The sequence below is a fragment of the Streptomyces sp. NPDC046876 genome (assembly GCF_040645035.1).
In the GTDB taxonomy this organism is placed as follows: domain Bacteria; phylum Actinomycetota; class Actinomycetes; order Streptomycetales; family Streptomycetaceae; genus Streptomyces.
In genome coordinates, this window is record NZ_JBEYXK010000006.1 from 111,464 (window position 1) to 134,515 (window position 23,052).

General features: G+C 72.9%; 17 protein-coding genes and 1 riboswitch. Of the genes, 8 read left to right on the forward strand and 9 right to left on the reverse strand.

Going from position 1 to position 23,052, the window contains the following annotated elements; translation table 11 throughout:
- Window positions 1-182: 182 nt before the first annotated feature.
- Entirely contained in the window at window positions 183-464 is a 282-nt protein-coding gene (locus ABZ924_RS06085) for an HPr family phosphocarrier protein (protein ID WP_361904785.1), read from the forward strand.
- A 238-nt stretch (window positions 465-702) separates the two neighbouring features.
- Here the strand turns inward: ABZ924_RS06085 and ABZ924_RS06090 are convergent, their stop codons facing one another.
- From ABZ924_RS06090 to ABZ924_RS06105, 4 genes are all read right to left on the reverse strand, one after another.
- A complete protein-coding gene (locus ABZ924_RS06090; protein WP_361904788.1) occupies window positions 703-1,368 on the reverse strand; it encodes a GntR family transcriptional regulator in 666 nt (221 codons plus the stop codon).
- Window positions 1,369-1,584: 216 nt separating this feature from the next.
- On the reverse strand, window positions 1,585-2,382 hold the full coding sequence (locus ABZ924_RS06095; protein ID WP_361904791.1) for a M23 family metallopeptidase: 798 nt from the start codon (window positions 2,380-2,382) through the stop codon (window positions 1,585-1,587).
- A 13-nt stretch (window positions 2,383-2,395) separates the two neighbouring features.
- Window positions 2,396-2,551, reverse strand: a riboswitch (cyclic di-AMP (ydaO/yuaA leader).
- Between the two features lie 239 nt (window positions 2,552-2,790).
- Window positions 2,791-4,158, reverse strand: coding sequence for a pitrilysin family protein (locus tag ABZ924_RS06100; RefSeq protein WP_361904929.1), 1,368 nt, complete (start codon window positions 4,156-4,158; stop codon window positions 2,791-2,793).
- A gap of 20 nt (window positions 4,159-4,178) precedes the next feature.
- On the reverse strand, window positions 4,179-5,543 hold the full coding sequence (locus tag ABZ924_RS06105) for a pitrilysin family protein (protein ID WP_361904794.1): 1,365 nt from the start codon (window positions 5,541-5,543) through the stop codon (window positions 4,179-4,181).
- Window positions 5,544-5,786: 243 nt separating this feature from the next.
- Between ABZ924_RS06105 and ABZ924_RS06110 the strand changes: the two genes are divergently transcribed.
- The 3 genes from ABZ924_RS06110 to ABZ924_RS06120 all read left to right on the forward strand — a co-directional run bounded on the left by ABZ924_RS06110 (window position 5,787) and on the right by ABZ924_RS06120 (window position 11,300).
- Complete coding sequence (locus ABZ924_RS06110; protein ID WP_361904797.1) at window positions 5,787-8,243, forward strand: DNA topoisomerase IV subunit A; 2,457 nt, start codon at window positions 5,787-5,789, stop codon at window positions 8,241-8,243.
- A gap of 100 nt (window positions 8,244-8,343) precedes the next feature.
- Window positions 8,344-10,431: a restriction endonuclease gene (locus ABZ924_RS06115; protein ID WP_361904800.1), complete on the forward strand. Its 2,088-nt coding sequence runs from the start codon at window positions 8,344-8,346 to the stop codon at window positions 10,429-10,431.
- A 251-nt stretch (window positions 10,432-10,682) separates the two neighbouring features.
- Window positions 10,683-11,300 (forward strand): DinB family protein, encoded by a 618-nt coding sequence (locus ABZ924_RS06120; protein ID WP_361904803.1) that lies wholly within the window; start codon window positions 10,683-10,685, stop codon window positions 11,298-11,300.
- Window positions 11,301-11,310: 10 nt separating this feature from the next.
- Here the strand turns inward: ABZ924_RS06120 and ABZ924_RS06125 are convergent, their stop codons facing one another.
- On the reverse strand, window positions 11,311-12,483 hold the full coding sequence (locus ABZ924_RS06125) for a GTP-binding protein (protein ID WP_361904806.1): 1,173 nt from the start codon (window positions 12,481-12,483) through the stop codon (window positions 11,311-11,313).
- Between the two features lie 14 nt (window positions 12,484-12,497).
- Window positions 12,498-13,649 carry a citrate synthase gene (locus tag ABZ924_RS06130; RefSeq protein WP_361904809.1) on the reverse strand — a complete coding sequence of 384 codons (1,152 nt, stop codon included), beginning with the start codon at window positions 13,647-13,649 and terminating at the stop codon, window positions 12,498-12,500.
- Window positions 13,650-13,719: 70 nt separating this feature from the next.
- Between ABZ924_RS06130 and ABZ924_RS06135 the strand changes: the two genes are divergently transcribed.
- The 3 genes from ABZ924_RS06135 to ABZ924_RS06145 all read left to right on the forward strand — a co-directional run bounded on the left by ABZ924_RS06135 (window position 13,720) and on the right by ABZ924_RS06145 (window position 17,745).
- On the forward strand, window positions 13,720-14,979 hold the full coding sequence (locus tag ABZ924_RS06135) for a citrate synthase (protein ID WP_361904812.1): 1,260 nt from the start codon (window positions 13,720-13,722) through the stop codon (window positions 14,977-14,979).
- A 466-nt stretch (window positions 14,980-15,445) separates the two neighbouring features.
- Window positions 15,446-17,050 (forward strand): ATP-binding protein, encoded by a 1,605-nt coding sequence (locus ABZ924_RS06140; protein WP_361904815.1) that lies wholly within the window; start codon window positions 15,446-15,448, stop codon window positions 17,048-17,050.
- Entirely contained in the window at window positions 17,047-17,745 is a 699-nt protein-coding gene (locus ABZ924_RS06145) for a response regulator (RefSeq protein WP_361904818.1), read from the forward strand. Before ABZ924_RS06140 ends, ABZ924_RS06145 begins: the two co-directional genes overlap by 4 nt.
- An 89-nt stretch (window positions 17,746-17,834) precedes the next feature.
- Here the strand turns inward: ABZ924_RS06145 and ABZ924_RS06150 are convergent, their stop codons facing one another.
- The 3 genes from ABZ924_RS06150 to ABZ924_RS06160 all read right to left on the reverse strand — a co-directional run bounded on the left by ABZ924_RS06150 (window position 17,835) and on the right by ABZ924_RS06160 (window position 22,304).
- Window positions 17,835-19,427, reverse strand: coding sequence for a cation acetate symporter (locus ABZ924_RS06150; protein ID WP_361904821.1), 1,593 nt, complete (start codon window positions 19,425-19,427; stop codon window positions 17,835-17,837).
- A complete protein-coding gene (locus ABZ924_RS06155; RefSeq protein WP_361904823.1) occupies window positions 19,424-20,008 on the reverse strand; it encodes a DUF485 domain-containing protein in 585 nt (194 codons plus the stop codon). Before ABZ924_RS06155 ends, ABZ924_RS06150 begins: the two co-directional genes overlap by 4 nt.
- 175 nt (window positions 20,009-20,183) lie before the next feature.
- Window positions 20,184-22,304, reverse strand: coding sequence for a DNA topoisomerase IV subunit B (locus tag ABZ924_RS06160; RefSeq protein ID WP_361904826.1), 2,121 nt, complete (start codon window positions 22,302-22,304; stop codon window positions 20,184-20,186).
- Between the two features lie 445 nt (window positions 22,305-22,749).
- On the opposite strand from ABZ924_RS06160, the gene ABZ924_RS06165 reads away from it, so the two are divergent.
- Window positions 22,750-22,983, forward strand: coding sequence for a hypothetical protein (locus ABZ924_RS06165; protein ID WP_114054552.1), 234 nt, complete (start codon window positions 22,750-22,752; stop codon window positions 22,981-22,983).
- The last annotated feature ends 69 nt before the right edge of the window (window positions 22,984-23,052 follow it).

Genomic DNA, 23,052 nt, shown 5'->3' on the forward strand with positions numbered 1-23,052 from the left:
CGGCGATCTTAAGGCCAGAGGGGGCCCGGGAGCTCCTGCGCGGCGGACGCGGCAAGCCGGGGTGAACCGGTGCAAGCTGGGGTGGTTCGCACCTCGGGGATCCGGTCGGGAGGCCGGCCGGAGCACTCGGGACCTTGTGGGATAGTGGTCTAGACAACCATAAGAACCTGAAGGGCATCACCATGGCAGAGCGCCGCGTCAACGTCGGCTGGGCCGAGGGCCTGCACGCTCGTCCCGCCTCGATCTTCGTCCGCGCGACGACCGCTTCCGGGGTCCCGGTGACCATCGCGAAGGCTGACGGCACCCCCGTCAACGCCGCGTCCATGCTCGCGGTGCTGGGCCTGGGCGCCCAGGGCGGCGAGGAGATCATCCTGTCGTCCGACGCCGAGGGCGCCGAGGTGGCGCTGGACCGCCTGGCGAAGCTGGTCGCCGAGGGCCTCGAGGAGCTTCCCGAGACCGTCTGACCCTTCGGGTTCGCCCGTCGCGCGGGCGGCGCGAGAACGGCAGGAGCCGCGACCACCGGAATTCCCGGCGGCCGCGGCTCCTGCTGTTTCCCCTCACATCAGGGCACGGAAAAGGCGTCCGGAGAAAGACTCACGGAAGAAGACTCACAGAAGAAGGCGCACCGAAGAAGGCGCACAGAAAAGGGCGCACGGAAATACGGCGGCCTTTTACCCTCTCCCCATTCATACGCGGGCCTTGTTAATGGGAGCCGCTCGCCATGTTTACGGCACGTTGCGAAGACCTCACGCGCAGCCGGTACGCGCCGGACGTCCCGTCCGCGTGCACCGCCGTCAGGGCCCGCGCCCGCTCGGCGTCGCCGCGCGCCACCGCGTCCACGATCGCCCCGTGCTCCGCCCAGCACTCCACGGGCCGCTGCGGCGCCTGCACGACGTACATCCACGCGACCTTGTGCCGCATCTGGGTGAGGAGCGCGATCAGCCCGGGGCTGCCGGAGGCCTGCGCCAGCGTCTCGTGGAACCAGCTCCCCAGGGCCCGCAGATCCTCGCTTTGGCCCTGGCGAGCCCGCTCCTGGCCCAGCCTGACCAGCCCGCGCAGCACCTTCAGGTGGGCCTCGGTGCGGCGCCGGGCGGCCCGGGCCGCGGCCAGCGGCTCCAACAGCATCCGCAGCTCCAGCAGGTCGGCGGCCTCCTGCTCGGTCGGCTCCGCGACGCAGGCGCCCGCATGCCGGCGGGTGGTCACGAACCCCTCGGACTCCAGGGTGCGCAGCGCCTCGCGCACGGGGACGCGGGAGACGCCGTAGCGTCGGGCCAGCACCTCCTCGGTCAGCCGGCCGCCCGGTTCGAATGCCCCGGAGACGATGTCGTCGCGGATTGCAGTGCATACCGCGTGCGCGGGAATACGCAAGACCGGACCTCCGCCCATTTCTCCGCCTTTTCCGGCTGCCGGGCGCCTTTGCCGCCGCCGTACCGGGATCGTACCGAGACTCTATTGCAATGCGCCGAATTTTCCGAGCGCAGGCGGAAATCGGCCGGCCTTTGCAGGCACAACGCGAGGACCCCGGCTCGGTGAGCCGGGGTCCTGTGCGAAGCGGTGCGGCGGCGCCGCCCGACGGCGCGTCGGTCAGAGGTCGACGCCGTGGCTGCGCAGGTACGAGACGGGGTCGATGTCCGAGCCGTACGTGGCGCCCGTGCGGGCCTCGAAGTGCAGGTGCGGGCCGCTGGAGTTGCCGGTGGAGCCCGACAGGCCGATCTGCTGGCCCGGGGTGACCGTCTCGCCGACGGAGACGCTCAGCGAGGACATGTGGCCGTACTGGGTGTACGTGCCGTCGTTGTGGCGGATGACGACGTTGTTGCCGTACGCGCCGCCCCAGCCGGCCTCGACCACGGTGCCGGCGCCGACCGCGTGGACCGAGGTGCCGGAGGCCGCGTGGAAGTCGATGCCGGTGTGGCTGCCGGAGGACCACATGCCGCCGCCGGCGTGGTACTGGGTGCTGATGTAGCTGTCGTCGAGCGGCGAGACGAAGGTGTTGAGGCGCTTGCGCTCCTCCTCGCGGGCGGCACGCTCGGCGGCCTCGCGCTCGGCCTTCGCCTTCTCCTCGGCCTTCTGCTTGGCCTCGGCGGCCCGGGCGGCGGCGTCGGCCTCGGCCTTGGCCTTGAGGGCGGCAGCCTCCGCGGCGTTGCGCTGGGCTTCGGCCTGGGCCTCGATCTGGCCCTGGAGGTCCTCGGCGGTGACGACCGCGTTCAGGCCGGTGTCCTCCATGGAGGGGCCCTTGTGGTCCGTCGCGGCGAACGCCGGGGCGGCGAGGGTGCCCACGACACCGGTCGTTGCGAGGGCGGCGACGCCGGCGTAACCGGCGGTCTTGCGGCTCAGACGGCTGGAACCACGGTGCTTGCCGGCGGCACGACTGCCAAAGGCCATGGAGGGGCTGATCCTTTCCTTCCTTCTCGCCTACCGGGTTAGCTGACGGGTTCGGAGCAGGAAGGTCTCCTACGGGCCCCTCTGGCGAGGCGGCCCGATTCACCCCAGGGACGTGTGGGTCCCCGGCTCCCCAGGCTCGCGCCTGACGGGGACTCGGCGATCGCTGCCCGGTGCCGCGGGTGCGGCGCGTACAAACTGACGGACAGCACGCCCGACGCTAGGCGGATCATCAGTCAATCGCCAAACAGACGCGCGCTTTTGTTGCGTACGCCACACCCCATACGGGCAACCTTGGCGCCAATTGGACATAAAGGGCCCCGATGGCCAAGCCATCGGGGCCCTTCGACCGCCTGCGGTCCGCCGGTGCGCCGGCAGCACCTCGCCGGCCCATCCGCCGTATACCGACGGTCAGTTGGTGACGACGGTCACCTCTCCGATCCCCAGCGCGCGCACCGGCTCCTCGATCTGCGAGGCGTCACCCACGAGCACGGTGACCAGGCGGTCCACCGGGAAGGCCTTGACGACCGCCGTGGTCGCCTCCACGGTGCCGGTGGCCGCCAACTGCGCGTACAGCCGGGCCTGGTAGTCGTCCGGCAGCTCCTGCTCGACCTGGTCGGCGAGCGTGCCCGCGACGGCAGCGGCCGTCTCGAACTTCAGCGGGGCCACCCCGACCAGGTTCTGCACCGCCACGTCCCGCTCGGCGTCCGTCAGACCGCCCTCGGCGAGGGTGCGCAGCACCTTCCACAGGTCGTCCAGGGCCGGACCGGTGTTGGGGGTGTCCACCGAGCCGCTGATGGCGAGCATCGAGGCCCCGCGGCCGTCGGCGGTGGAGCGCAGCACCTGGCCGAACGCGCGCACGCCGTAGGTGTAGCCCTTCTCCTCGCGCAGCACCTTGTCCAGGCGCGAGGTGAGGGTGCCGCCCAGGCAGTACGTGCCGAGCACCTGGGCCGCCCAGACGCTGTCGTGCCGGTCCGGCCCGATCCGGCCGATGAGCAGCTGCGTCTGGACCGCGCCGGGCCGGTCCACGATGACGACCCGGCCGGTGTCGTCGGCGGTCACCGGCGGCACCGGGCGCGCCTCGGCGGTGTCGCCGGTCCAGGCGCCCAGGGTGTCCGCCAGGACGGCGTCCAGGTCGATTCCGGTCAGGTCGCCGACGATCACGGCGGTGGCCGTGGCGGGGCGCACGTGGGCCTCGTAGAAGGCGCGGACGGCCGCGGAGTCGATCCGGGCGACGGTCTCCTCGGTGCCCTGGCGCGGGCGGGACATGCGCAGGGACGCCGGGAAGAGCTGGCGGGAGAGCTCCTTGGCGGCGCGGCGCTGCGGGTTGGCCAGCTCGTGCGGGATCTCGTCGAGGCGGTTGCGCACCAGGCGGTCGACCTCGCTGTCGGCGAAGGCCGGCGCCCGCAGCGCCTCGGCGACCAGGCCCAGGGCCTTGTGCAGCCGGGAGGCCGGGACCTCCAGGGAGACCCGCAGGCCGGGGTGGTCGGCATGGGCGTCGAGGGTGGCGCCGCAGCGCTCGAGCTCGGCGGCGAACTCCTCGGCGGAGTGCTTGTCGGTGCCCTCGGACAGCGCACGGGCCATGATGGTCGCCACGCCGTCCAGGCCCTCGGGCTCGGCGTCCAGCGGGGCGGCGAGGTTGACCTCGACGGCCACCACCTGCTGGCCCGGGCGGTGGCAGCGCAGCACGGTCATGCCGTTGGGCAGCGCGCCGCGCTCGGGGGCCGGGAAGGCCCACGGCCGGGCCTCGCCGGCCTGCGGCCGCGGGTGGAAGGTCATCGTGACGGCTGCGGTGTCGCTCACTGCTCCGCCCCCTCGTTCTCGTTCTGGTTCGCGGCGTCGGCATCGGTGTCGGCGTCGGCATCGGCCGCCAGGGGCTCGTACACCAGCACCGCACGGTTGTCGGGGCGCAGCCGGGCCGCGGCCACGGCCTGCACCTCCTCGGCGGTGATGTCGAGGACCCGCTGCACGGCGGTCAGGGCGAGCTGCGGGTCGCCGAACAGGACGGCGAAGCGGCACAGTTCGTCGGCACGGCCGGCCACCGTGCTCAGCCGGTCCAGCCATTCGCGCTCCAGCTGCGCCTGAGCGCGCTCCATCTCCTCGGCGGTCGGGCCCTCGGCCGCGAACCGGGCGAGCTCCTCGTCCACGGCGGCCTCGATGGCGGGCACCTCGACGCCGCTGGAGGTCTTCACGTCCAGCCAGCCCATGGAGGGGGCGCCGGCCAGGCGGAGCATGCCGAAGCTGGCGGCGACGGCCGTCTGGTCGCGGCGTACCAGGCGGTTGTGCAGCCGGGAGGACTCGCCGCCGCCGAGGACGGTGAGCGCCACGTCGGCGGCGTCGCACTCGCGGGTGCCGTCGTGCGGCAGGCGGTAGGCGGCCATCAGCGCGCGGGCCGGGACCTCCTCGACGATCTCCTCGCGGAGCTCGCGGCCCATGATCTCGGGCAGGCTGCCGTCGCGCGGCGGCTTCTTGCCGTCGTGCGAGGGGATCGTGCCGAAGTACTTCTCGATCCAGGCCAGGGTCTGGGCCGGGTCGATGTCGCCGACGACCGACAGCACCGCGTTGTTCGGCGCGTAGTACGTACGGAAGAAGGCGCGGGCGTCCTCCAGCGAGGCCGCGTCCAGGTCGGCCATCGAGCCGATCGGCGTGTGGTGGTACGGGTGACCGTCGGGGTACGCGAGGGCGGTCAGCCGCTCGAAGGCCGTGCCGTAGGGGACGTTGTCGTAGCGCTGGCGGCGCTCGTTCTTGACGACGTCGCGCTGGTTCTCCATGGACTCCTCGTCCAGGGCGGCCAGCAGCGAGCCCATCCGGTCGGCCTCGAGCCAGAGCGCCAGCTCCAGCTGGTGGGCCGGCATCGTCTCGAAGTAGTTGGTGCGCTCGAAGCTGGTGGTGCCGTTCAGCGAGCCTCCGGCGCCCTGGACCAGCTCGAAGTGACCGTTGCCGGGTACGCTCGCCGAGCCCTGGAACATCAGGTGCTCGAAGAGGTGAGCCAGGCCGGTGCGCCCCTTGACTTCGTGGCGCGAGCCGACGTCGTACCAGAGGCAGACGGCGGCGACCGGGGTCAGGTGGTCCTCGGAGAGCACCACGCGCAGGCCGTTGGCCAGCCGGTGTTCGGTCGCTGTCAGGCCGCCGGAGCCGGCCTGGGCTGTGGCCGTGTGACCCATGGGCATGTGGTCCCTTCGATCGCGATGCAGAGATTTCTGTCAGACCTGTCACTGTATGCAAGCGCGTCGGGCCGCGGAGAAGTTCCCCGCTCAGTCCTGGGTCGGAGTCGGCGCTGTCGGAGCCTCGGGCCACAATGGTCCGCGACAACCCCGGCGGCCCCGTCCGGGCCGACGGCCCCGACCCCGCCCTACCCCGCCAGACCCCCAGCACACCTTCTTTCTTGGTTAAGGAGCCGCGCAGCGATGGCCCGCCGCAGCACGAAGACCCCGCCGCCGGAGGATTTCGAGGAGAACATCCTCGACATCGACGTCGTCGACGAAATGCAGGGCTCCTTCCTCGAGTACGCGTACTCGGTGATCTACTCCCGAGCCCTGCCCGACGCCCGGGACGGCATGAAGCCGGTACACCGGCGCATCGTCTACCAGATGAACGAGATGGGCCTTCGCCCCGACCGCGGGTACGTCAAGTGCGCCCGCGTCGTGGGCGAGGTCATGGGCAAGCTGCACCCGCACGGCGACGCGTCGATCTACGACGCCCTCGTGCGCATGGCGCAGCCCTTCTCGATGCGGCTGCCGCTCGTCGACGGCCACGGCAACTTCGGCTCGCTGGGCAACGACGACCCGCCGGCGGCGATGCGTTACACCGAGTGCCGGATGGCGGACGCCACGTCACTGATGACGGAGTCGATCGACGAGGACACCGTCGACTTCACCGCCAACTACGACGGCCAGGAGCGCGAGCCGGTCGCGCTGCCGGCGGCGTACCCGAACCTGCTGGTCAACGGCGCGTCCGGGATCGCGGTCGGCATGGCCACCAACATGCCCCCGCACAACCTGGGCGAGGTCATCGCGGCCGCCCGCCACCTGATCCGGTACCCGCAGGCGGACCTGGAGGCGCTGATGCGCTTCGTACCGGGTCCCGACCTGCCCACGGGCGGCCGGATCGTGGGCCTGTCGGGGATCAAGGACGCGTACGAGAACGGCCGCGGCACCTTCAAGATCCGCGCGACGGTGTCCGTGGAGAACGTGACCGCGCGCCGCAAGGGCCTGGTCGTCACCGAACTGCCCTTCACCGTCGGCCCCGAGAAGGTCGTCGCGAAGATCAAGGACCTGGTCGGCTCGAAGAAGCTCCAGGGCATCGCGGACGTCAAGGACCTGACCGACCGCGCGCACGGCCTGCGCCTGGTCATCGAGGTCAAGAACGGCTTCCACCCCGAGGCCGTGCTGGAGCAGCTCTACAAGCTGACGCCGATGGAGGAGTCCTTCGGCATCAACAACGTGGCCCTGGTCGACGGCCAGCCGCTCACGCTGGGCCTCAAGGAGCTGCTGGAGGTCTACCTCGACCACCGCTTCGACGTGGTGCGCCGGCGCAGCGAGTTCCGCCGCGGCAAGCGGCGCGACCGGCTCCACCTGGTCGAGGGCCTGCTCGTGGCCCTGCTCGACATCGACGAGGTCATCCGGATCATCCGCGACAGCGACAACTCCGCGCAGGCCAAGGAGCGCCTGATGGAGCGCTTCTCGCTGAGCGAGATCCAGACCCAGTACATCCTCGACACCCCGCTGCGCCGGCTCACCCGCTTCGACCGGATCGAGCTCGAGTCCGAGCGCGACCGGCTCACCGGCGAGATCGAGGAGCTGACCCGGATCCTGGACTCCGACGCGGAGCTGCGCAAGCTGGTCTCCTCGGAGCTGGCCGCGGTGGCCAAGAAGTTCGGAACCGAGCGCCGCACCGTCCTGCTGGAGTCGGCGGGCGCGCCGGTCGCGGCGGTTCCGCTGGAGGTCGCGGACGACCCGTGCCGGGTGCTGCTGTCCTCGACGGGCCTGCTGGCCCGCACCGCGACCGGCGACCCGGTGCCGCTGGAGGAGGGCGGGGCCCGGGCGAAGCACGACCTGATCGTCTCGCAGGTGGCGGCCACGGCCCGCGCCGACGTCGGCGCGGTCACCTCCCACGGCCGCCTGCTGCGGCTGTCGGTGATCGACCTGCCGCAGCTGCCGGACACCCACGCCGCGCCGAACCTGGCCGGCGGGGCCCCGCTGTCGGAGTTCCTCTCCGGGCTGGCGCCGGACGAGAAGGTGGTCTGCCTGACCTCCCTGGACGAGTCCTCGCAGGGCCTGGCGCTGGGCACCGAGCAGGGCGTGGTCAAGCGCGTCGTGCCGGACTACCCGGCGAACAAGGACGAGCTGGAGGTCATCACCCTCAAGGAGGGCGACCGCATCGTCGGCGCGGTCGAACTGCGCACGGGCGAGGAGGACCTCGTCTTCATCACCGACGACGCCCAGCTGCTGCGCTACCCCGCGGGCCAGGTGCGCCCCCAGGGCCGCCCGGCGGGTGGTATGGCGGGCATCAAGCTCTCCGAGAACGCCAAGGTGATCCACTTCTCGGCGGTGGACCCGGCGCGCGACGCCGTGGTCTTCACGGTGGCGGGCTCCCACGGGACGCTGGACGACTCGGTGCAGTCCGGCAAGCTGACCCCGTTCGACCAGTACCCGCGCAAGGGCCGCGCCACCGGCGGCGTGCGCTGCCAGCGCTTCCTGAAGGGCGAGGACCTGCTCACCCTGGCCTGGGCGGGCAACGCACCGGCCCGCGCGGCGGCCGCGAACGGCACCCCGGCCGCCCTGCCCGCCGTGGACCCGCGCCGCGACGGCTCGGGGGCCGCGCTGCCCGCGGCGGTGGCCGTGGTGGCGGGGGCCGCGCTGTAGGACGTACCGAGGCATTCGGGTGGTACGACCGGGGGGACGTACCACCCGAATGCCGACTAGTGTTTTCCCCCTCGGTGTTGGTGGGGGGAGTACACAGCTGATGAGTCGTCGGTCGGGCGGAGCCATCGGGACCTGGGCCGAGGCCCAGCGCCGACAGCAGCAGACACAGCTGGTCCAGCAGCGGGAGGCGGAGCGCCGGCAGCGGGCCTACGAGCGGGAGGCCGACCGCAGCCACCGCCAGTACCGCGAGGCCGAGGCCCTGCGGCGCACTGCACAGCTCGACGCCGAGGTCGCCGCCCTCAAGGGCCTGCTGGTCGCGGGCTGCCGGGCACCGGCGTTCCGGATGGCCTCCCTGATGCGGCCCGAGCAGCTCGAGCCCTTCAACCCCGGGGCCCTGGCGCAGCCGGTGCCGCTGCCCCGCATCGAGGACTTCCAGCAGCAGAGCAGCGGCTGGACGCTCGGCTCGAACCACCGGGCACAGGCGGAGCGGGAGGCGCACGCCCGGTACACCGAGGCCTGGCAGGCCGCGAGCGCCGCGGAGGCGCAGCGGCGGCAGCAGCTGGAGGCGTACCGGCAGCAGTACGACCGGTGGGCGGCGGAGCAGCTCGCCGGCGTACGGGCGCACAACAGCGGGCTCGCCGAGCTGGCCGACGCCCTGCGCTCGGGCGATGCCGGGGCGGCCGTGGAGTACTTCTCGGCCGCCCTGTACGCCTCGACGGCCTGGCCCGAGACGCTGCCGAGGCAGGTGTCGGCCGCGTACGACCCGGCCGTACGCCAGCTGGTGCTGGACTGGGAGCTCCCCGGGTACGCGGTGGTGCCCGAGGCCAGGGCGGTGCAGTACCTGCCGAGCACGGACCAGGACAGGGTGAAGCCCCGCCCGGTCACGGAGCGGCGGGCGCTGTACCGGGACCTGCTGGCGCAGTGCCTGCTGCTGGTGGTGCGCGAGCTGTACGCGGCGGACGAGTTCGGGGTGCTGGACTCGGTCGGGGTCAACGGCTTCGTGGACTGCCACGATCCGGTGACCGGTCAGGAGGCGCAGATCGTGCTCGCCACGGTGCCGGCGGCGCGCAGCGCCTTCGCGGGGCTGCGGCTGGAGCAGGTCAGCGCGGTGGACTGCCTGGTGTCGGGCCTGGGCGGACAGCTGTCGGCGCGCCCCGACCAGCTGACGGCGGTACGTCCCGGACGCCGGCCGGACGAGGTGGGCGGGGGCGTCGTCAGCCACGGCGGGCACGCGGGCGGCGCGTACGGGGGCGAGGACGAGCCGGACCTCTTCGCGATGGACCCGATCGACTTCGAGAACCTGGTCGCGGAGCTGTTCCGGGCGATGGGCATGGAGGCGGTCACGACCCAGCGCTCCGGCGACGGCGGGGTGGACGTGGAGGCCCTGGACCCGGCGCCGATCCGGGGCGGGCGGATCGTGGTGCAGGTCAAGCGCTACCGGAACACGGTGCCGCCGACGGCCGTGCGCGACCTGTACGGCACGGTCCAGGACAAGGGGGCGAACAAGGGGGTGCTGGTCACCACCGCGTCCTTCGGGCCGGGGTCGTACGCCTTCGCCGAGGGCAAGCCGCTGGAGCTCGTTCCCGGCCCGGCCCTGGTGGACCTCCTGCACCAGCACGGCCTGCGGGGCCGCCTGGGCCCGTCGGACACCCCGCCCCGCCGCCCGGCCCCCGAGCCCGCGGCCGCCACCCCTGCTGCCGCCCCGGACCACAACGTCCTGGGCATGTCCTGGGCCGGCCCGGTCGCGCTGGACGTGTGCGCCCTGGTCTGCCAGGGCAACCGGGCCCTCGGCGAGGACCACTTCGTCTTCTTCAACAACCCGCAGAACCCGGACGGCTCCGTCCGCACCCACGCACACACGCCACCCGACAAGGCCGCGCTGGCGGTCTCCTTCGAGGCACTGCCGGAGCGGGCCGACCGCCTGGTCCTGGTCGCCGCGGTCGACCCGGAAGCCGACCCGCACGCCGACCTGACCGGCTTCACGGACGCCCGGATCCGGCTGCTGTCCGCCGACGGCACGGAGCTCGGCACCCTGGACGTCTCCGACGGCCGCCCGGGCGAAACCGCCCTGGTCCTGGGCTCCTTCCGCCGTCGCGCGAACGGCGACTGGGACTTCGTCCCAGGCGGCAAGGGCTACCGCGGCGGACTGGAGGACCTGCTCCTCGAACACGGCGTCGAGGTCGCCTGAGCGAAATCCCGCTCCGCCGGCAATTCGAAGCAGCGGCGGGCATCCCGCCCCGCCGCCCTTCGCAGCCGGGGCCCGCCGAAATCCAGCCCCGCCGGCGATTGAGGCGCGGGGCCTGGGGCGGAGCCAGGAAGACCCGGCCCCGCCGGGCACCGCCGGAAAAAAAGGGGGCGCGGGACGGCGTCGGCGCTGGCAGTCTGACGGGTCGGCACAGCTCACCCGACACCCCGGCCGACCGACGCACCAGGAGCCCCGTGACCCCGCCCCGCCTGTCCCCCCTGCTCCGGCAGTTCGACTTCGCCCACCGCCGCCTCGCCGACCGCATGGCGGGCCCCGTCATGGACAGCGGCGACGGAACGGACACCGAGGTGGGCCCCATGACGGACGAGGAGTACTTCTGGGAGCCGGTGCCCGACTGCTGGTCGGTACGGCGGCGAGCCGAAGGCCCGGGCCCACGGGCCACCCTCCTGGCCGGCACGGGCGACTGGGGCCGCGACGCCGCAGCGTACCCGCACCCGTGGCCGCCGCCGTTCACCACGATCGCGTGGCGCCTGAGCCACCTCAGCGAAATGCTGACCCTGCGCGCCGACCACACGGCGGGCACCCGCGCCCTGACCCGCAGCGATTACGCGGCCGCCGGGGATGCCGCCTCGGCCCTCGCCGCGTTCGACGCCGGCGCCACCGCGTGGCGCAGGGCACTGCTCAGCGTCGACGACGCCGCCCTCGACACCGTCGGGTACTGCACGTACCCGCACGGCAGCGATGCGGAGGAACCGTTCATCGACATCGCGTGGTGGGTCAACCAGGAGCTGCTGCACCACGGGGCCGAGATCGCCCTGCTCCGGGACCTGTACCGGTCCCGGCAGCGCTGACTCGGCTGGCTCAGACGCCCGCCGGAGCCGGCGTCTCGTCCCCGTCCTCGTCCCCGGCGTCGGCGTCGGCGTCGGGTTCGCCCTGCGGCGGCCGGGCCACGTAGCGCAGCACGCCCCACATGCTCTCCGGCCCCGCGTCCTGCGGCGACGCCTCCCGGCAGGACTCCAGCTCCCGCAGCAGGGCGGGCCCGTCCGTGCCGGAGCCGATGAGCACCAGCCGGGTCAGCCGCGGCTCGCCCCGGCCCCAGGGCCCCGGCGCGAAGCGCAGGAAGCGGCCGACCGCGTGGACCTCGTAGCGCTCCTCGTGGCCGGGCACGTCGAAGTGGACGAAGCCCTTGATCCGGTACAGCCCGGCCGGACGGCGGTCGAGGAAGTCGATGAACCGCCGCGGGTTCATCGGCAGCTCGGACACGAACTCGGTGCTCTCGTACACCGTGTGGGCGTGGCCCTCGTGGCCGTCCTGGCCTTCGTACCCCTCGTGGGCGATGTCCCGGGCCTGCGAGATCAGGTCCTCGAAGGACAGCTGCCCCTGGGTCTCGGTCCACGGCCGGCGGTCGAAGAGCAGTTCCGGATCGATGCGCCCGTGGTCGGCGGCGACGACGGGGATGCCGGGGCAGAGCGTTCCGAGCTCGGCCTCGATCCGGGCGAGCTCGGCCGGCTCCACCCGGTCGGCCTTGTTCAGCACCACCAGGTCCGCAGCGGCGAGGTGGCGGTCGGTCTCCGGGTGCCGGGACCGGGTCGCGTCGAACTCCGCCGCGTCCACGACCTCCACCAGGCCGCCGTAGCGGATCGCCGGGTTCTCGCTGGCGACGAGCATCCGGATCATCTCCTGCGGCTCGGCCAGCCCGCTCGCCTCGATGACGATGACGTCGATGCGGTGGACGGGCTCGGCGAGCTTCTCCAGGTACGCGTCGAGCTCGCTGCCGTCGACGGCGCAGCACAGGCAGCCGCCGCCGAGCGAGACCATCGAGTCGCCGACCTGGCCGGCCACCGCCATGGCGTCGATCTCGATCGATCCGAAGTCGTTGACCACGACCCCGATCCGGGTGCCGCCCCGGTTGCCGAGGAGGTGGTTGAGCAAGGTCGTCTTGCCGGAGCCGAGGAATCCGGCGAGGACGACGACCGGGATGGGGGTGGGGGTAGGGGTGGGCGCGACGGACGGGTCGGGCTGCCTGCTGTTCACCCCGCCGATCGTACTCAGTCCAGCAGCGGAACCGGCTGGGGCGGCTGCGGCCCGACGTACCGGGCAGCCGGACGGATGATTTTCGAATCGGCCGCCTGCTCCAGCGCGTTCGCGCTCCAGCCGACCACGCGCGCCGCACAGAACGTCGGGGTGAACATCTCGCGCGGCAGGCCGCACAGCTCCATCACCACGCCCGCGTAGAACTCGACGTTCGTGTGCAGCTCCCGGCCGGGCTTGAGCTCGGCGAGGATCGCCTCCACGTGGCGTTCCACCTCGACGGCGAAGTCCACCAGCGGGCCGCCGAACCCGAGGGCGATGTCGCGCAGCATCCTCGAGCGCGGGTCCTCGGTGCGGTAGACGGGGTGGCCGAAGCCCATGATCCGGTCCCCGGCGAGCACCCGCTCGCGGATCCACGGGTCGATGCGGTCGGCGGTGCCGATGGCGTCCAGGGTGTCCAGGGCGCGGCTGGGGGCGCCGCCGTGCAGCGGGCCGGAGAGCGCGCCGATGGCCCCGGTCAGGCAGGCCGCGACGTCCGCACCGGTGGAGGCGATGACGCGGGCGGTGAACGTCGAGGCGTTGAAGCCGTGGTCGATGGTGGAGATCAGGTACCGCTCGACCGCCCGTGCCTTGATCGGGTCGGGCTCCTGCCCGGTGAGCATGTACAGGTAGTTCGCGGCGTACGGGAGGTCGTCGCGCGGCTCGACCGGCTCCAGGCCCTGGCCGAGCCGGTGCAGCGCGGTCAGCAGCGTCGGTACGGCGGCGCAGGCGGCCAGCGCGTCGGCGGCCCGCCGCTCGGGCGTGAGGTCGTACACGGGCCGGAAGCCGGCCGAGGCGCCGAGCAGGGAGAGCGCGGTGCGCAGGCCGGCGAGCGGACCGGAGAGGGCGGTGGCCCGGGCGAGGGCGGGCAGGGCGCCCCGGACCTCGGCGGGCAGCCGGCGCAGCGGGGCGATCTCCTCGGTGAAGGCGGTGCGCTGGGCGGCGTCGGCCGGGAGGGTGCCGCGGAACATCAGGTGCCACACGTCTTCGAAGCTGCGGCTCTCGGCGAGCTCGACGGCCGAGTACTGGCGGTAGTGGTAGAAGCCCTCACGGCCCCGGACGTCACCGAGACCGGTCTCGGTGACGACGACTCCCGCGAGACCGCGGGGCACTTCAACGGTGGTGTTCATGCATCGACCATCCTCCATGGATGGAATCAATGTCAATGTTGATTGAATCAATACATCTATTCTTGTCATCATGCATGACCAGACGACGGACGGCGAAGGCGGACGACGGCTCACCACACGGCAGGCGGCGGAGCTGCTGGGGGTGAAGCCCGCGACCGTGTACGCGTACGTCAGCCGCGGGCAGCTCACCAGCCGCCGCGACCCGGTCGGCCGCGGCAGCACCTTCGACGCGGCCGAGGTCGAGGCCCTGGCCCGGCGCAGCCGGCGCGAGGCGGCTGCGCCGGCCGGCGGGGAGCTCGCGGTGCGGACCTCGCTGACGCTGATCGAGCCGGACCGGTACTGGTTCCGCGGCGTGGACGCGGTGGAGCTGGCCTCGCGGTACTGCTACGAGGAGGTCGCCGAGTGGCTGTGGACGGGGACCCTGCCGCGCGGGGTCCGCTTCACGGCCCCGGCGCAGGCCCTGGCGGCGGCGCGGCGGGCCGTGGCCGCCCTGCCCGAGCACAGCGGTCCGGTCGACCGCCTGCGGGTGGCCACCGTGGCCGCGGCGGTGGCGGACCCGCTGCGCTTCGACCTGTCCGCGGAGGCGGTCCTCGGCTCGGCCCGCTGCCTGATCCCGACCCTGGTCGGCGCGCTGCCCCTGCTGGGGCGGGAGCCCGAGCCGGACGAGGGGCCCGACGGCGCCCCGCTCGCGGCCCGGCTGTGGCCCCGGCTGACCGCGCAGGAACCGGACCCGGTCGCCCTCGACGCGCTCGACCTGGCCCTCGCCCTGCTCATCGACCACGACCTGGCCGCCTCCACCCTGGCCGTACGGGTGGCCGCGTCGGCGCGGGCGAACCCGTACGCGGCGGTCTCGGCCGGCCTCGGCGTCCTGGAGGGACCGCTGCACGGCGCGGCCGGGCGCCTGGCTCACCGGACGCTGGCCGAGGCCCTGGAGCGGGGCGGTGCCGCGCCGGTCGTGGCGGACCACCTGCGCGCGGGGCGGCGGGTCCCGGGCCTCGGCCACCGGCTGTACGAGGGCGAGGACCCCCGGGCCACGGCCCTGTTCGCCCGGCTGGAGACCCTGCCGGCCGCCGGCCCGGCCCTGGCGGCGGCCCGCGAGGTGGTCGCCACGGCGGCCCGCCGGGTCGGCCTCCACGCCAACGTGGACCTGGCCCTGGCGGTGCTGTCGGTGTCGTGCGGGATGTCGTCGGAGGCCGGCGAGACGGTGTTCGCGGTGGCCCGCACGGCGGGCTGGATGGCGCACGCACTGGAGGAATACCAGGAGCGCCCCCTCCGCATGCGCCCCACAGGCCACTACCAGGGCCCGCCACCCCCTCAACCCCTCCCGTAGCCCACCCGCCGCGTCGGCCGACCAAGACCACCTCCCCCAGGGGAAGCCGGGCGCCGCGCCCCGTGCCGTCGGTGACGGTCACGCGGCCCCCTGGCCGGACCCGTCCGCCTGAGCCCAAGCCGTACGGCGTGCAAAAGCCCCTGCCTGGGGGGCCCGACCAAGGGCCTCGGCACCCGCACGCCTGCCCGCGGGCCGCGCCCGGGCCCGCTCGGGCAGGCCCGGGCCGAGTGCGCCCGCCCCGCGCACCCGCGACGCCCCGGCACCCTGCCGGGCGGGGGTGCCTACCCGAGCCTGCCCCCGGGTGGACAGCGGACGAGGGCTTCCTCTGCTCCCCGCCGCCCCTCCGATGCCGCTCGTCGATGCCGCGGGGCCGGGCCCAGCCGGGCGAGCCGGGCACGGAGTCTGTGCCACAGGGCGGCCCGGTGAGGATTCCGCTTCCGGCGGGGGCGGCCTACCGTTGCTCGTCATGCGGTTCCCCTCCCTGCGCGCTCCGCGCATCGGGCTGCCCCGTCGGGCCGTCTCGCAGATCCTGCTGACCCAGCTGGCCATCGCCGCCGGGGTCGCCGTGCTGGCCACGGGCCTGTTCCTCGCCCCGCTCGGCGCGCAGCTCGACGACCAGGCCATGCGCCGCGCCCTGGCCATCGCCCAGAGCGCCGCGGCCGACCCCTCGCTGGCCGCCGATCTTCTGGACTCCGGGCCGACTGCGGACAGCCCCGTGCAGGCCTCGGCGGAGCGGATCCGCCGGGCCACCGGCGCGGAGTACGTGGTCGTCATGGACCTCGACGGGATCCGCCGCTCGCATCCCGCCCCCGACCGCATCGGACGGCCCGTCTCCACCGACCCGAGCGACGTCCTCGCCGGCCGCGAGGTCATGGAGATCGACCAGGGCACCCTCGGCCGCTCCGCCCGCGGCAAGGTCCCCCTCGTCGCCGCCGACGGCGAGATCGTCGGCGCCGTCTCCGTCGGCATCGCCTACGACAGCGTCCGCGCCCGCCTGCTCCACGCCGTCCCCGGCCTCCTCGCCTACGCCGGCGGCGCCCTCGCCGCGGGCGCCCTCGCCGCCTACCTCCTCTCGCGCCGCATCCACCGCCAGACCCGGGACCTGGCCTTCTCCGACATCGCCGGACTGCTCGCCGAGCGCGAGGCGATGCTCCACTCCATCCGCGAAGGCGTGATCGCCCTCGACGGCGACGGCCGCGTCCGCCTCGTCAACGACGAGGCCGCCCGCCTGCTCGGCCTTGCCCCGGACGCCGCCGGCCGCTCCCTCGACGACCTCCTCGGCACCGGGCGCACCGCCGACGTCCTCACAGGCCGCGTCACCGGCCGCGACCTGCTCGCCGTCCAGGGCCGCCGGGTGCTGGTGGCCAACCGGATGCCGACCGAGGACGGCGGCGCCGTCGCCACCCTGCGCGACCGCACCGAGCTGGAGCACCTGCGCCGCGAGCTCGACTCCACGCAGGGCCTGATCGACGCCCTGCGCGCCCAGGACCACGAGCACGCCAACCGCCTCCACACCCTCCTCGGCCTGCTGGAACTCGGCCTGCACGAGGAGGCGGTGGAGTTCGTGGCCGAGGTGGCCGGCGGCCACCGCAGCACCGCCGAACAAGTCACCGAGAAGGTCCGCGACCCCCTGCTGGCCGCCCTTCTGGTGGGCAAGGCGACCGTAGCCGCCGAGCGGGGCGTCCCGCTGCGCCTCGCCGACACCACCTTCCTCCCCGACCGCCTGATCGACCCCGGCGGCCTCGTCACCATCACGGGCAACCTGGTGGACAACGCCCTGGACGCGGCGGCCGGCTCGGCCGCGCCCCTGGTGGAGGTCGAGCTGCGCTGCGAGGGCCGCACGGCGATCCTCCGCGTCCGCGACAGCGGCCCCGGCGTCCCGGAGGCCCGACGGGAGGAGATCTTCACCGAGGGCTGGTCGACCAAGCAGCCCCAGGGCCACCGCGAGCGCGGCCTCGGCCTCGCGCTCGTACGCCGCCTCGCGGAGCGGCAGGGCGGCACGGTCCGGGCCGGCGGGGCAGCGGACGGAGGGGCGGAGTTCTCCGTCGTACTCCCGGAGGCCCTGCGATGAGCGAGTCCCCGATCCACGTATTGGTCGTCGACGACGACATGCGTGTTGCCCTGATCAACGCGGCGTACGTCGCGAAGGTTCCCGGTTTCCGCGTCGCCGGCCACGTCCATTCCGCGGCCGAGGCACTGGAGTTCCTCGCGGCCCGCCCGGTGGACCTGATCCTCCTGGACCACTACCTCCCGGACGGCAGTGGCCTGGACCTCGTCCGAAGGCTGCGCCAGCTCGGCCACCGCACCGACGTGATCATGGTCACGGCCGCCCGCGACCTGGCCACCGTCCAGGCCGCGATGCGCCTCGGTGCCCTCCAGTACCTGGTCAAGCCGTTCACCTTCCCCGGTCTGCGCTCCCGCCTGGAGGCGTACGCGGCCCTGCGCCGCACCCTGGAGACGGGCGGCGAGGCCGAACAGGCAGAGGTGGACCGGATCTTCGGCACCCTCGCGGCGGCGGGCTCCCCCAACGAGCTGCCCAAGGGCCACTCCCCCACCACCGCGGAACTGGTCCGCCGCGTCCTGCGCTCCGCCGAAGGCCCGTTGTCCACCCAGCAGATCGCCGACCGGGCCGGCATCAGCCGCCAGACCGCCCAGCGCTACCTGAAGCTCCTGGACCGCACCGGCCGCGTCACCCTGTCCCTGCGCTACGGCGAAACGGGCCGCCCTGAGCACCTGTACTCCTGGCTCCCGGCCGAAGACCCCTGACCGCAACCACCCGGCCCCGGCCCGGTCCCGGCCCGGTCCCGTCCCGCCCCCGCAACCCGCGGATCCGGGACCAGGACGAGGACCACCGCTCAGACGGCCCCGGCCCCCGTCAGGGAGCGGACCTCCGTCTCCGCGTGCCGGGCCGCGTCCGGCTCCTCCGCGGAGGTCACCGTGCCCATCCAGCCGGCGAGGAAGCCCAGCGGGATCGAGACCAAGCCCGGGTTCTGCAGCGGGAAGAACTGGAAGCTCACCCCCGGGAAGAGGGAGTCCGGGCTGCCGGAGACCACCGGGGAGAGCACCACCAGCACCACCGCCGGGACCAGCCCCCCGTACACCGCCCAGACCGCGCCGCGCGTGGTGAAGTCGCGCCAGAACAGGGAGTAGAGCAGCACGGGCAGGTTCGCCGAGGCCGCCACCGCGAAGGCCAGCCCCACCAGGAAGGCCACGTTGAGGTCCTGGGCCAGCAGCCCGAGCGCGATGGCCACGGCCCCGATCCCGACGGCCGCGCCCCGGGCCACCGCGACCTCGCTGCGCCCGCGCGCCCGGCGCCGCTTGAGCGAGGCGTACAGGTCGTGGGCGACCGAGGCGGAGGACGCGAGGGTGATCCCCGCGACCACGGCCAGGATCGTGGCGAAGGCGATCGCGGCCACGACGGAGAACAGCACCGCTCCCCCGGTGGACTCCGCCCCGCCGCCCAGGAAGGCAGCGAGCAGCGGAACCGCCGTGTTCCCCGAGGCGTTGGAGGCCCGCACCTCGGCCGGCCCCACGAGGGCGGCGGCCCCGAAGCCGAGCACGATCGTCATCAGGTAGAAGCCGCCGATCAGCGCGATCGCCCACACCACGGACCGGCGGGCGGCCCGCGCGGTCGGCACGGTGTAGAAGCGCGACAGGATGTGCGGGAGCCCGGCCGTTCCGAGGACCAGCGCCAGGCCCAGGCTCATGAAGTCGAAGCGGGCGGTCCAGTCCCCGCCGTACTTCAGCCCCGGGCTCAGGAACTTCTGCCCGTGCCCGCTGCGCTCGGCGGCACTGGTCAGCAGCTGGTCGAAGTCCCCGTGGAAGCGCAGCAGCACGAGCACGGTGAGGGTGACCGCGCCGCCCATGAGGAGCACGGCCTTCACGATCTGGATCCAGGTCGTGGCCCGCATCCCGCCGAAGGTCACGTACACGACCATCAGCGCGCCGACCGCGATGACGGTGAACGTCCGGGCCGCGGTGCCCGAGTCCCCGAGCAGCAGGCCCACGAGGCTGCCCGCGCCGACCATCTGGGCGACGAGGTACAGCACCGAGACGGTGACCGAGGAGGTGCCGGCGGCGATCCGGACGGGCCGCTCGCTCATCCGGGCGGCGACGACGTCGGCGAGGGTGAAGCGCCCGCAGTTGCGGACCAGTTCGGCGACGAGGAACAGCACGACCAGCCAGGCGACGAGGAAGCCGACCGAGTACAGCAGGCCGTCGTAGCCGAAGAGCGCGATCAGACCGGAGATGCCGAGGAAGGACGCGGCGGACATGTAGTCGCCGGCGATGGCGAAACCGTTCTCCATGGGGGAGAACAGTCTCCCGCCGGCGTAGAACTCCTCGGCCGAGCCGTGCCGGTTCCGGCTGACCCAGGTGGTGATGCCGAGGGTGATCGCGATGACGGCGCTGAAGAGGACCAGCGCGAGGCTCTGGTGCTCGGTACTCACCGGCCGGCCTCCCCGGCGCCGGCCCCGGCGGCCCCGTTCCCGAGCCCCGTCCCGTGGCCCGTCCCGTTGTCCGTCCCGATGCGCGTGCCGCTCCCGCGGCCCCGCTCCTGCTCGAAGACGGTCCACCGCAGGTCGAGGGCGGCGCGGTCCCGGCGCCGGCGCGCGTGCCGGGCGTACGCCCAGGTGAGCAGGAAGGTGCTGAGGAACTGTCCGAGCCCCGCGAGCAGCGCCACGTTCACCGCCCCGGCGACGGGCCGGGCCATCACGCCGGGCGCCGCGGTGGCCGCGACGACGTAGGCCACGTACCAGAGCAGGAAACCGGCGGTCGCGGGGACGACGAACCCGCGGTAGCGGCTGCGGACCTCCTGGAAGGCGGCGCTGCGCTGCACCTCCAGGTAGATGTCGGCCCGGGTGGGCGGAGTCCCCGCCGCTTTTCCGGGCGGACTTCCCGGCGCGGACCGGTAGGCGGCCGGGTGCGGCCCGGCCGCGTCCTCGCCCTCGCCCCAGCCGACGGCGAGCGCGTCGTACCAGGGGTCGTCGAGCCGGATCGTTCCGGCGTCGGGACCTTCGTGCTTGTCCACCGAACTCTCCTTGTCCGCTGCCGCCTTGGCGGCGTGCCACAAGGATGTGCGGTATGGACGGTTTCCGGACTGGTGTCCCGGTGGTCTTCACTCCAACAGGTGAGGGAGGCGACCCCTCCGGGATACCGGGGCGGCGCGCGCCGCACGTGCGTGCGCCGCCACCGCCCCGGCCCGGTCAGGCGTCGATGCGCGAGCGGTCCAGGGTCGCGGCGGAGCTGGTGATGAACTCCTTGCGCGGGGCCACCTCGTTGCCCATGAGCAGGTCGAAGACGCCCTCGGCGGCTTCGAGGTCGCCGATGTTGATCCGGCGCAGGGTGCGGTGGCGCGGGTCCATGGTGGTCTCCGCCAGCTGGTCCGCGTCCATCTCGCCGAGGCCCTTGTAGCGCTGGATCGAGTCCTTGTAGCGGATGTTCTTGCGCTGGAATTCGAGCAGGGTCTGGCGCAGCTCGTTGTCCGAATACGTGTAGACGTACTTGTCCTGGCCCTTCTTGGGCTGGACCAGTTCGATGCGGTGCAGCGGCGGAACGGCCGCGAAGACCCGGCCCGCCTCGACCATCGGGCGCATGTACCGCTGGAAGAGCGTCAGCAGCAGGCAGCGGATGTGCGCGCCGTCGACATCGGCGTCGACGAGGAGCACGATCTTCCCGTAGCGCGCCGCGTCGATGTCGAAGGTGCGGCCGGATCCGGCCCCTATGACCTGGATGATCGCGCCGCACTCGGCGTTCTTCAGCATGTCCGAGACCGACGACTTCTGGACGTTCAGAATCTTGCCGCGGATCGGCAGCAGCGCCTGGAATTCGGAATTCCGGGCCAGCTTCGCCGTACCGAGGGCCGAGTCGCCCTCGACGATGAAGAGCTCGCTGCGCTCCACGTCGTCGCTGCGGCAGTCGGCCAGCTTGGCCGGCAGCGAGGAGGACTCCAGGGCCGTCTTGCGGCGCTGCGCCTCCTTGTGCTGGCGGGCGGCGATACGGGTCCGGGCGGCCGCGACGATCTTCTCCATCACGGCGCGGGCCTGCTGCTTGTCGTCGCGCTTGGTGGAGGTCAGGAAGGCCTTGAGCTCCTTGGCGACGACGGCCGCGACGATGCGGGCGGCCGCGGAGGTGCCGAGCACCTCCTTGGTCTGGCCCTCGAACTGCGGCTCGGCGAGCCGGACGGTGACGACCGCCGTCAGGCCCTCCATGGCGTCGTCCTTGACGACGTCGTCCTCGGCGACGCGCAGCAGCTTGGCGGAGCGCAGGACCTCGTTCACCGTCTTGGTGACCGAGCGCTCGAAGCCGGTGATGTGGGTGCCGCCCTTGGGGGTGGCGATGATGTTCACGAAGGACTTGACGGTGGTCTCGTACCCCGTGCCCCAGCGCAGGGCGATGTCCACGCCGAGGTCGCGGGTGACCTCGGTGGGGGTCATGTGCCCCCGCTCGTCGAGGACGGGCACGGTCTCCTTGAAGGTGCCCTGGCCGGTCAGGCGCAGCACGTCGCAGACGGCCTTGTCCTGGGCGAGGTAGTCGCAGAACTCGCTGATGCCGCCGTCGAAGCGGAACGTCTCCTCGGTCTTGCCGGCGCCGTCGATACCGCGCTCGTCGCGGACGATGATCGTCAGGCCGGGGACGAGGAAGGCGGTCTGGCGGGCCCGCTGGTAGAGCGTCTCCAGCGAGAGCCGGGCGTCCTTGAGGAAGATCTGGCGGTCGGCCCAGTACCGGACGCGGGTGCCGGTCTTGCCCTTGGCGATCCGCTTGACCTTGCGCAGGCCGCTCGCGGGGTCGAACGGGCTGTCCGGGCCCTGCTCGGTGAAGAGGCCGGGGACACCGCGGCGGAAGCTGATCGCGTGCGTGGAGCTGTTCCGGTCGACCTCGACGTCGAGGCGGGAGGAGAGGGCGTTGACCACGGAGGCGCCGACACCGTGCAGACCGCCGGAGGCCGCGTACGAGCCGCCGCCGAACTTGCCGCCCGCGTGCAGCTTGGTCATGACGACCTCGACGCCCGACAGGCCGGTCTTGGGCTCGACGTCGACGGGGATGCCGCGGCCGTTGTCGCGGACCTCGACGGAGCCGTCGTCGTGGAGGACCACCTCGATGTGGTCGCAGAAGCCGCCCAGGGCCTCGTCGACGGCGTTGTCGATGATCTCCCAGAGGCAGTGCATCAGACCGCGGCTGTCGGTCGACCCGATGTACATGCCGGGACGCTTGCGGACGGCCTCGAGGCCTTCGAGGACGAGCAGGTGCCGCGCGGTGTAGTTGGAGCCGTCCCGGTCTGCTCCGGACAGCAGCGCGTTGGAAGGCACGGACGTGTCGGCGGTCACGCAGTTCGCTCCTCGCTGAATTTCTTTTCTGGCCCGGTCGGGCGCAGGGTGGCTCGGTTGCCCGTCGAAGGGTACCGAGGCCTGGTAGAGCCGATGCAACGCCACCCTTGCGCCTCCATCAGCCTAGTGCAGATCCGCACGGATGTTCGATCCCCCGTGGGGGTGAAGCAAACATCACGTTCCCTTCCAGGCATGAACCATTTAGGGTTCGGGCACGTCCTCATGAACAACCGGCACTCACGCCGGGGAGGACGGAACTGCGACAAGCGAACGACTGACAACGCGAAACCGTAAAGCAACGCAATACGGCTCCTTCGCCGCCAACCGGCAGCAGCCGGCCAGCTTCGGAAGGAAGTTTCGAGGAAAAGCCGCGAGCGGGAACGTTTTCGGCCTGGTTGGATGTTGACCCTGGTACGACAGCTCGTCGAGCTAGAGAAGAGGCGACGTGACTACTGTTCTGACACCCGCGACCCCGCTGACGGCCGCTGACCGATGCGACCGTTGCGGCGCCCAGGCATATCTGCGCGTCGTCCTGCTGAGCGGTGGTGAACTGCTCTTCTGCGCCCACCACGGGCGTAAGTTCGAGCCGGAACTCAAGAAGATCGCCGCGGAAATACAGGATGAGACCGAGCGGCTGACGTCCGCTCCGGCGGCTCACGCCGACACCGAGGACCGCTGACACAGGCCTACCTCGCATCCGACGAGCCAGGACCGGCCAGGCCGGTCGACGGGCGGCGCTTCTGAGACC

Coding starts and splice junctions, on each gene's coding strand:
- ABZ924_RS06105 (WP_361904794.1), bottom strand. CDS start 5,543: ATGGGTCACACGGCCACAGCCCAGGCCGGCTCCGGCGGCCTGACAGCG.
- ABZ924_RS06115 (WP_361904800.1), top strand. CDS start 8,344: ATGAGTCGTCGGTCGGGCGGAGCCATCGGGACCTGGGCCGAGGCCCAG.
- ABZ924_RS06140 (WP_361904815.1), top strand. CDS start 15,446: ATGCGGTTCCCCTCCCTGCGCGCTCCGCGCATCGGGCTGCCCCGTCGG.
- ABZ924_RS06110 (WP_361904797.1), top strand. CDS start 5,787: ATGGCCCGCCGCAGCACGAAGACCCCGCCGCCGGAGGATTTCGAGGAG.
- ABZ924_RS06085 (WP_361904785.1), top strand. CDS start 183: ATGGCAGAGCGCCGCGTCAACGTCGGCTGGGCCGAGGGCCTGCACGCT.
- ABZ924_RS06100 (WP_361904929.1), bottom strand. CDS start 4,158: ATGACCTTCCACCCGCGGCCGCAGGCCGGCGAGGCCCGGCCGTGGGCC.
- ABZ924_RS06130 (WP_361904809.1), bottom strand. CDS start 13,649: ATGAACACCACCGTTGAAGTGCCCCGCGGTCTCGCGGGAGTCGTCGTC.
- ABZ924_RS06145 (WP_361904818.1), top strand. CDS start 17,047: ATGAGCGAGTCCCCGATCCACGTATTGGTCGTCGACGACGACATGCGT.
- ABZ924_RS06135 (WP_361904812.1), top strand. CDS start 13,720: ATGCATGACCAGACGACGGACGGCGAAGGCGGACGACGGCTCACCACA.
- ABZ924_RS06095 (WP_361904791.1), bottom strand. CDS start 2,382: ATGGCCTTTGGCAGTCGTGCCGCCGGCAAGCACCGTGGTTCCAGCCGT.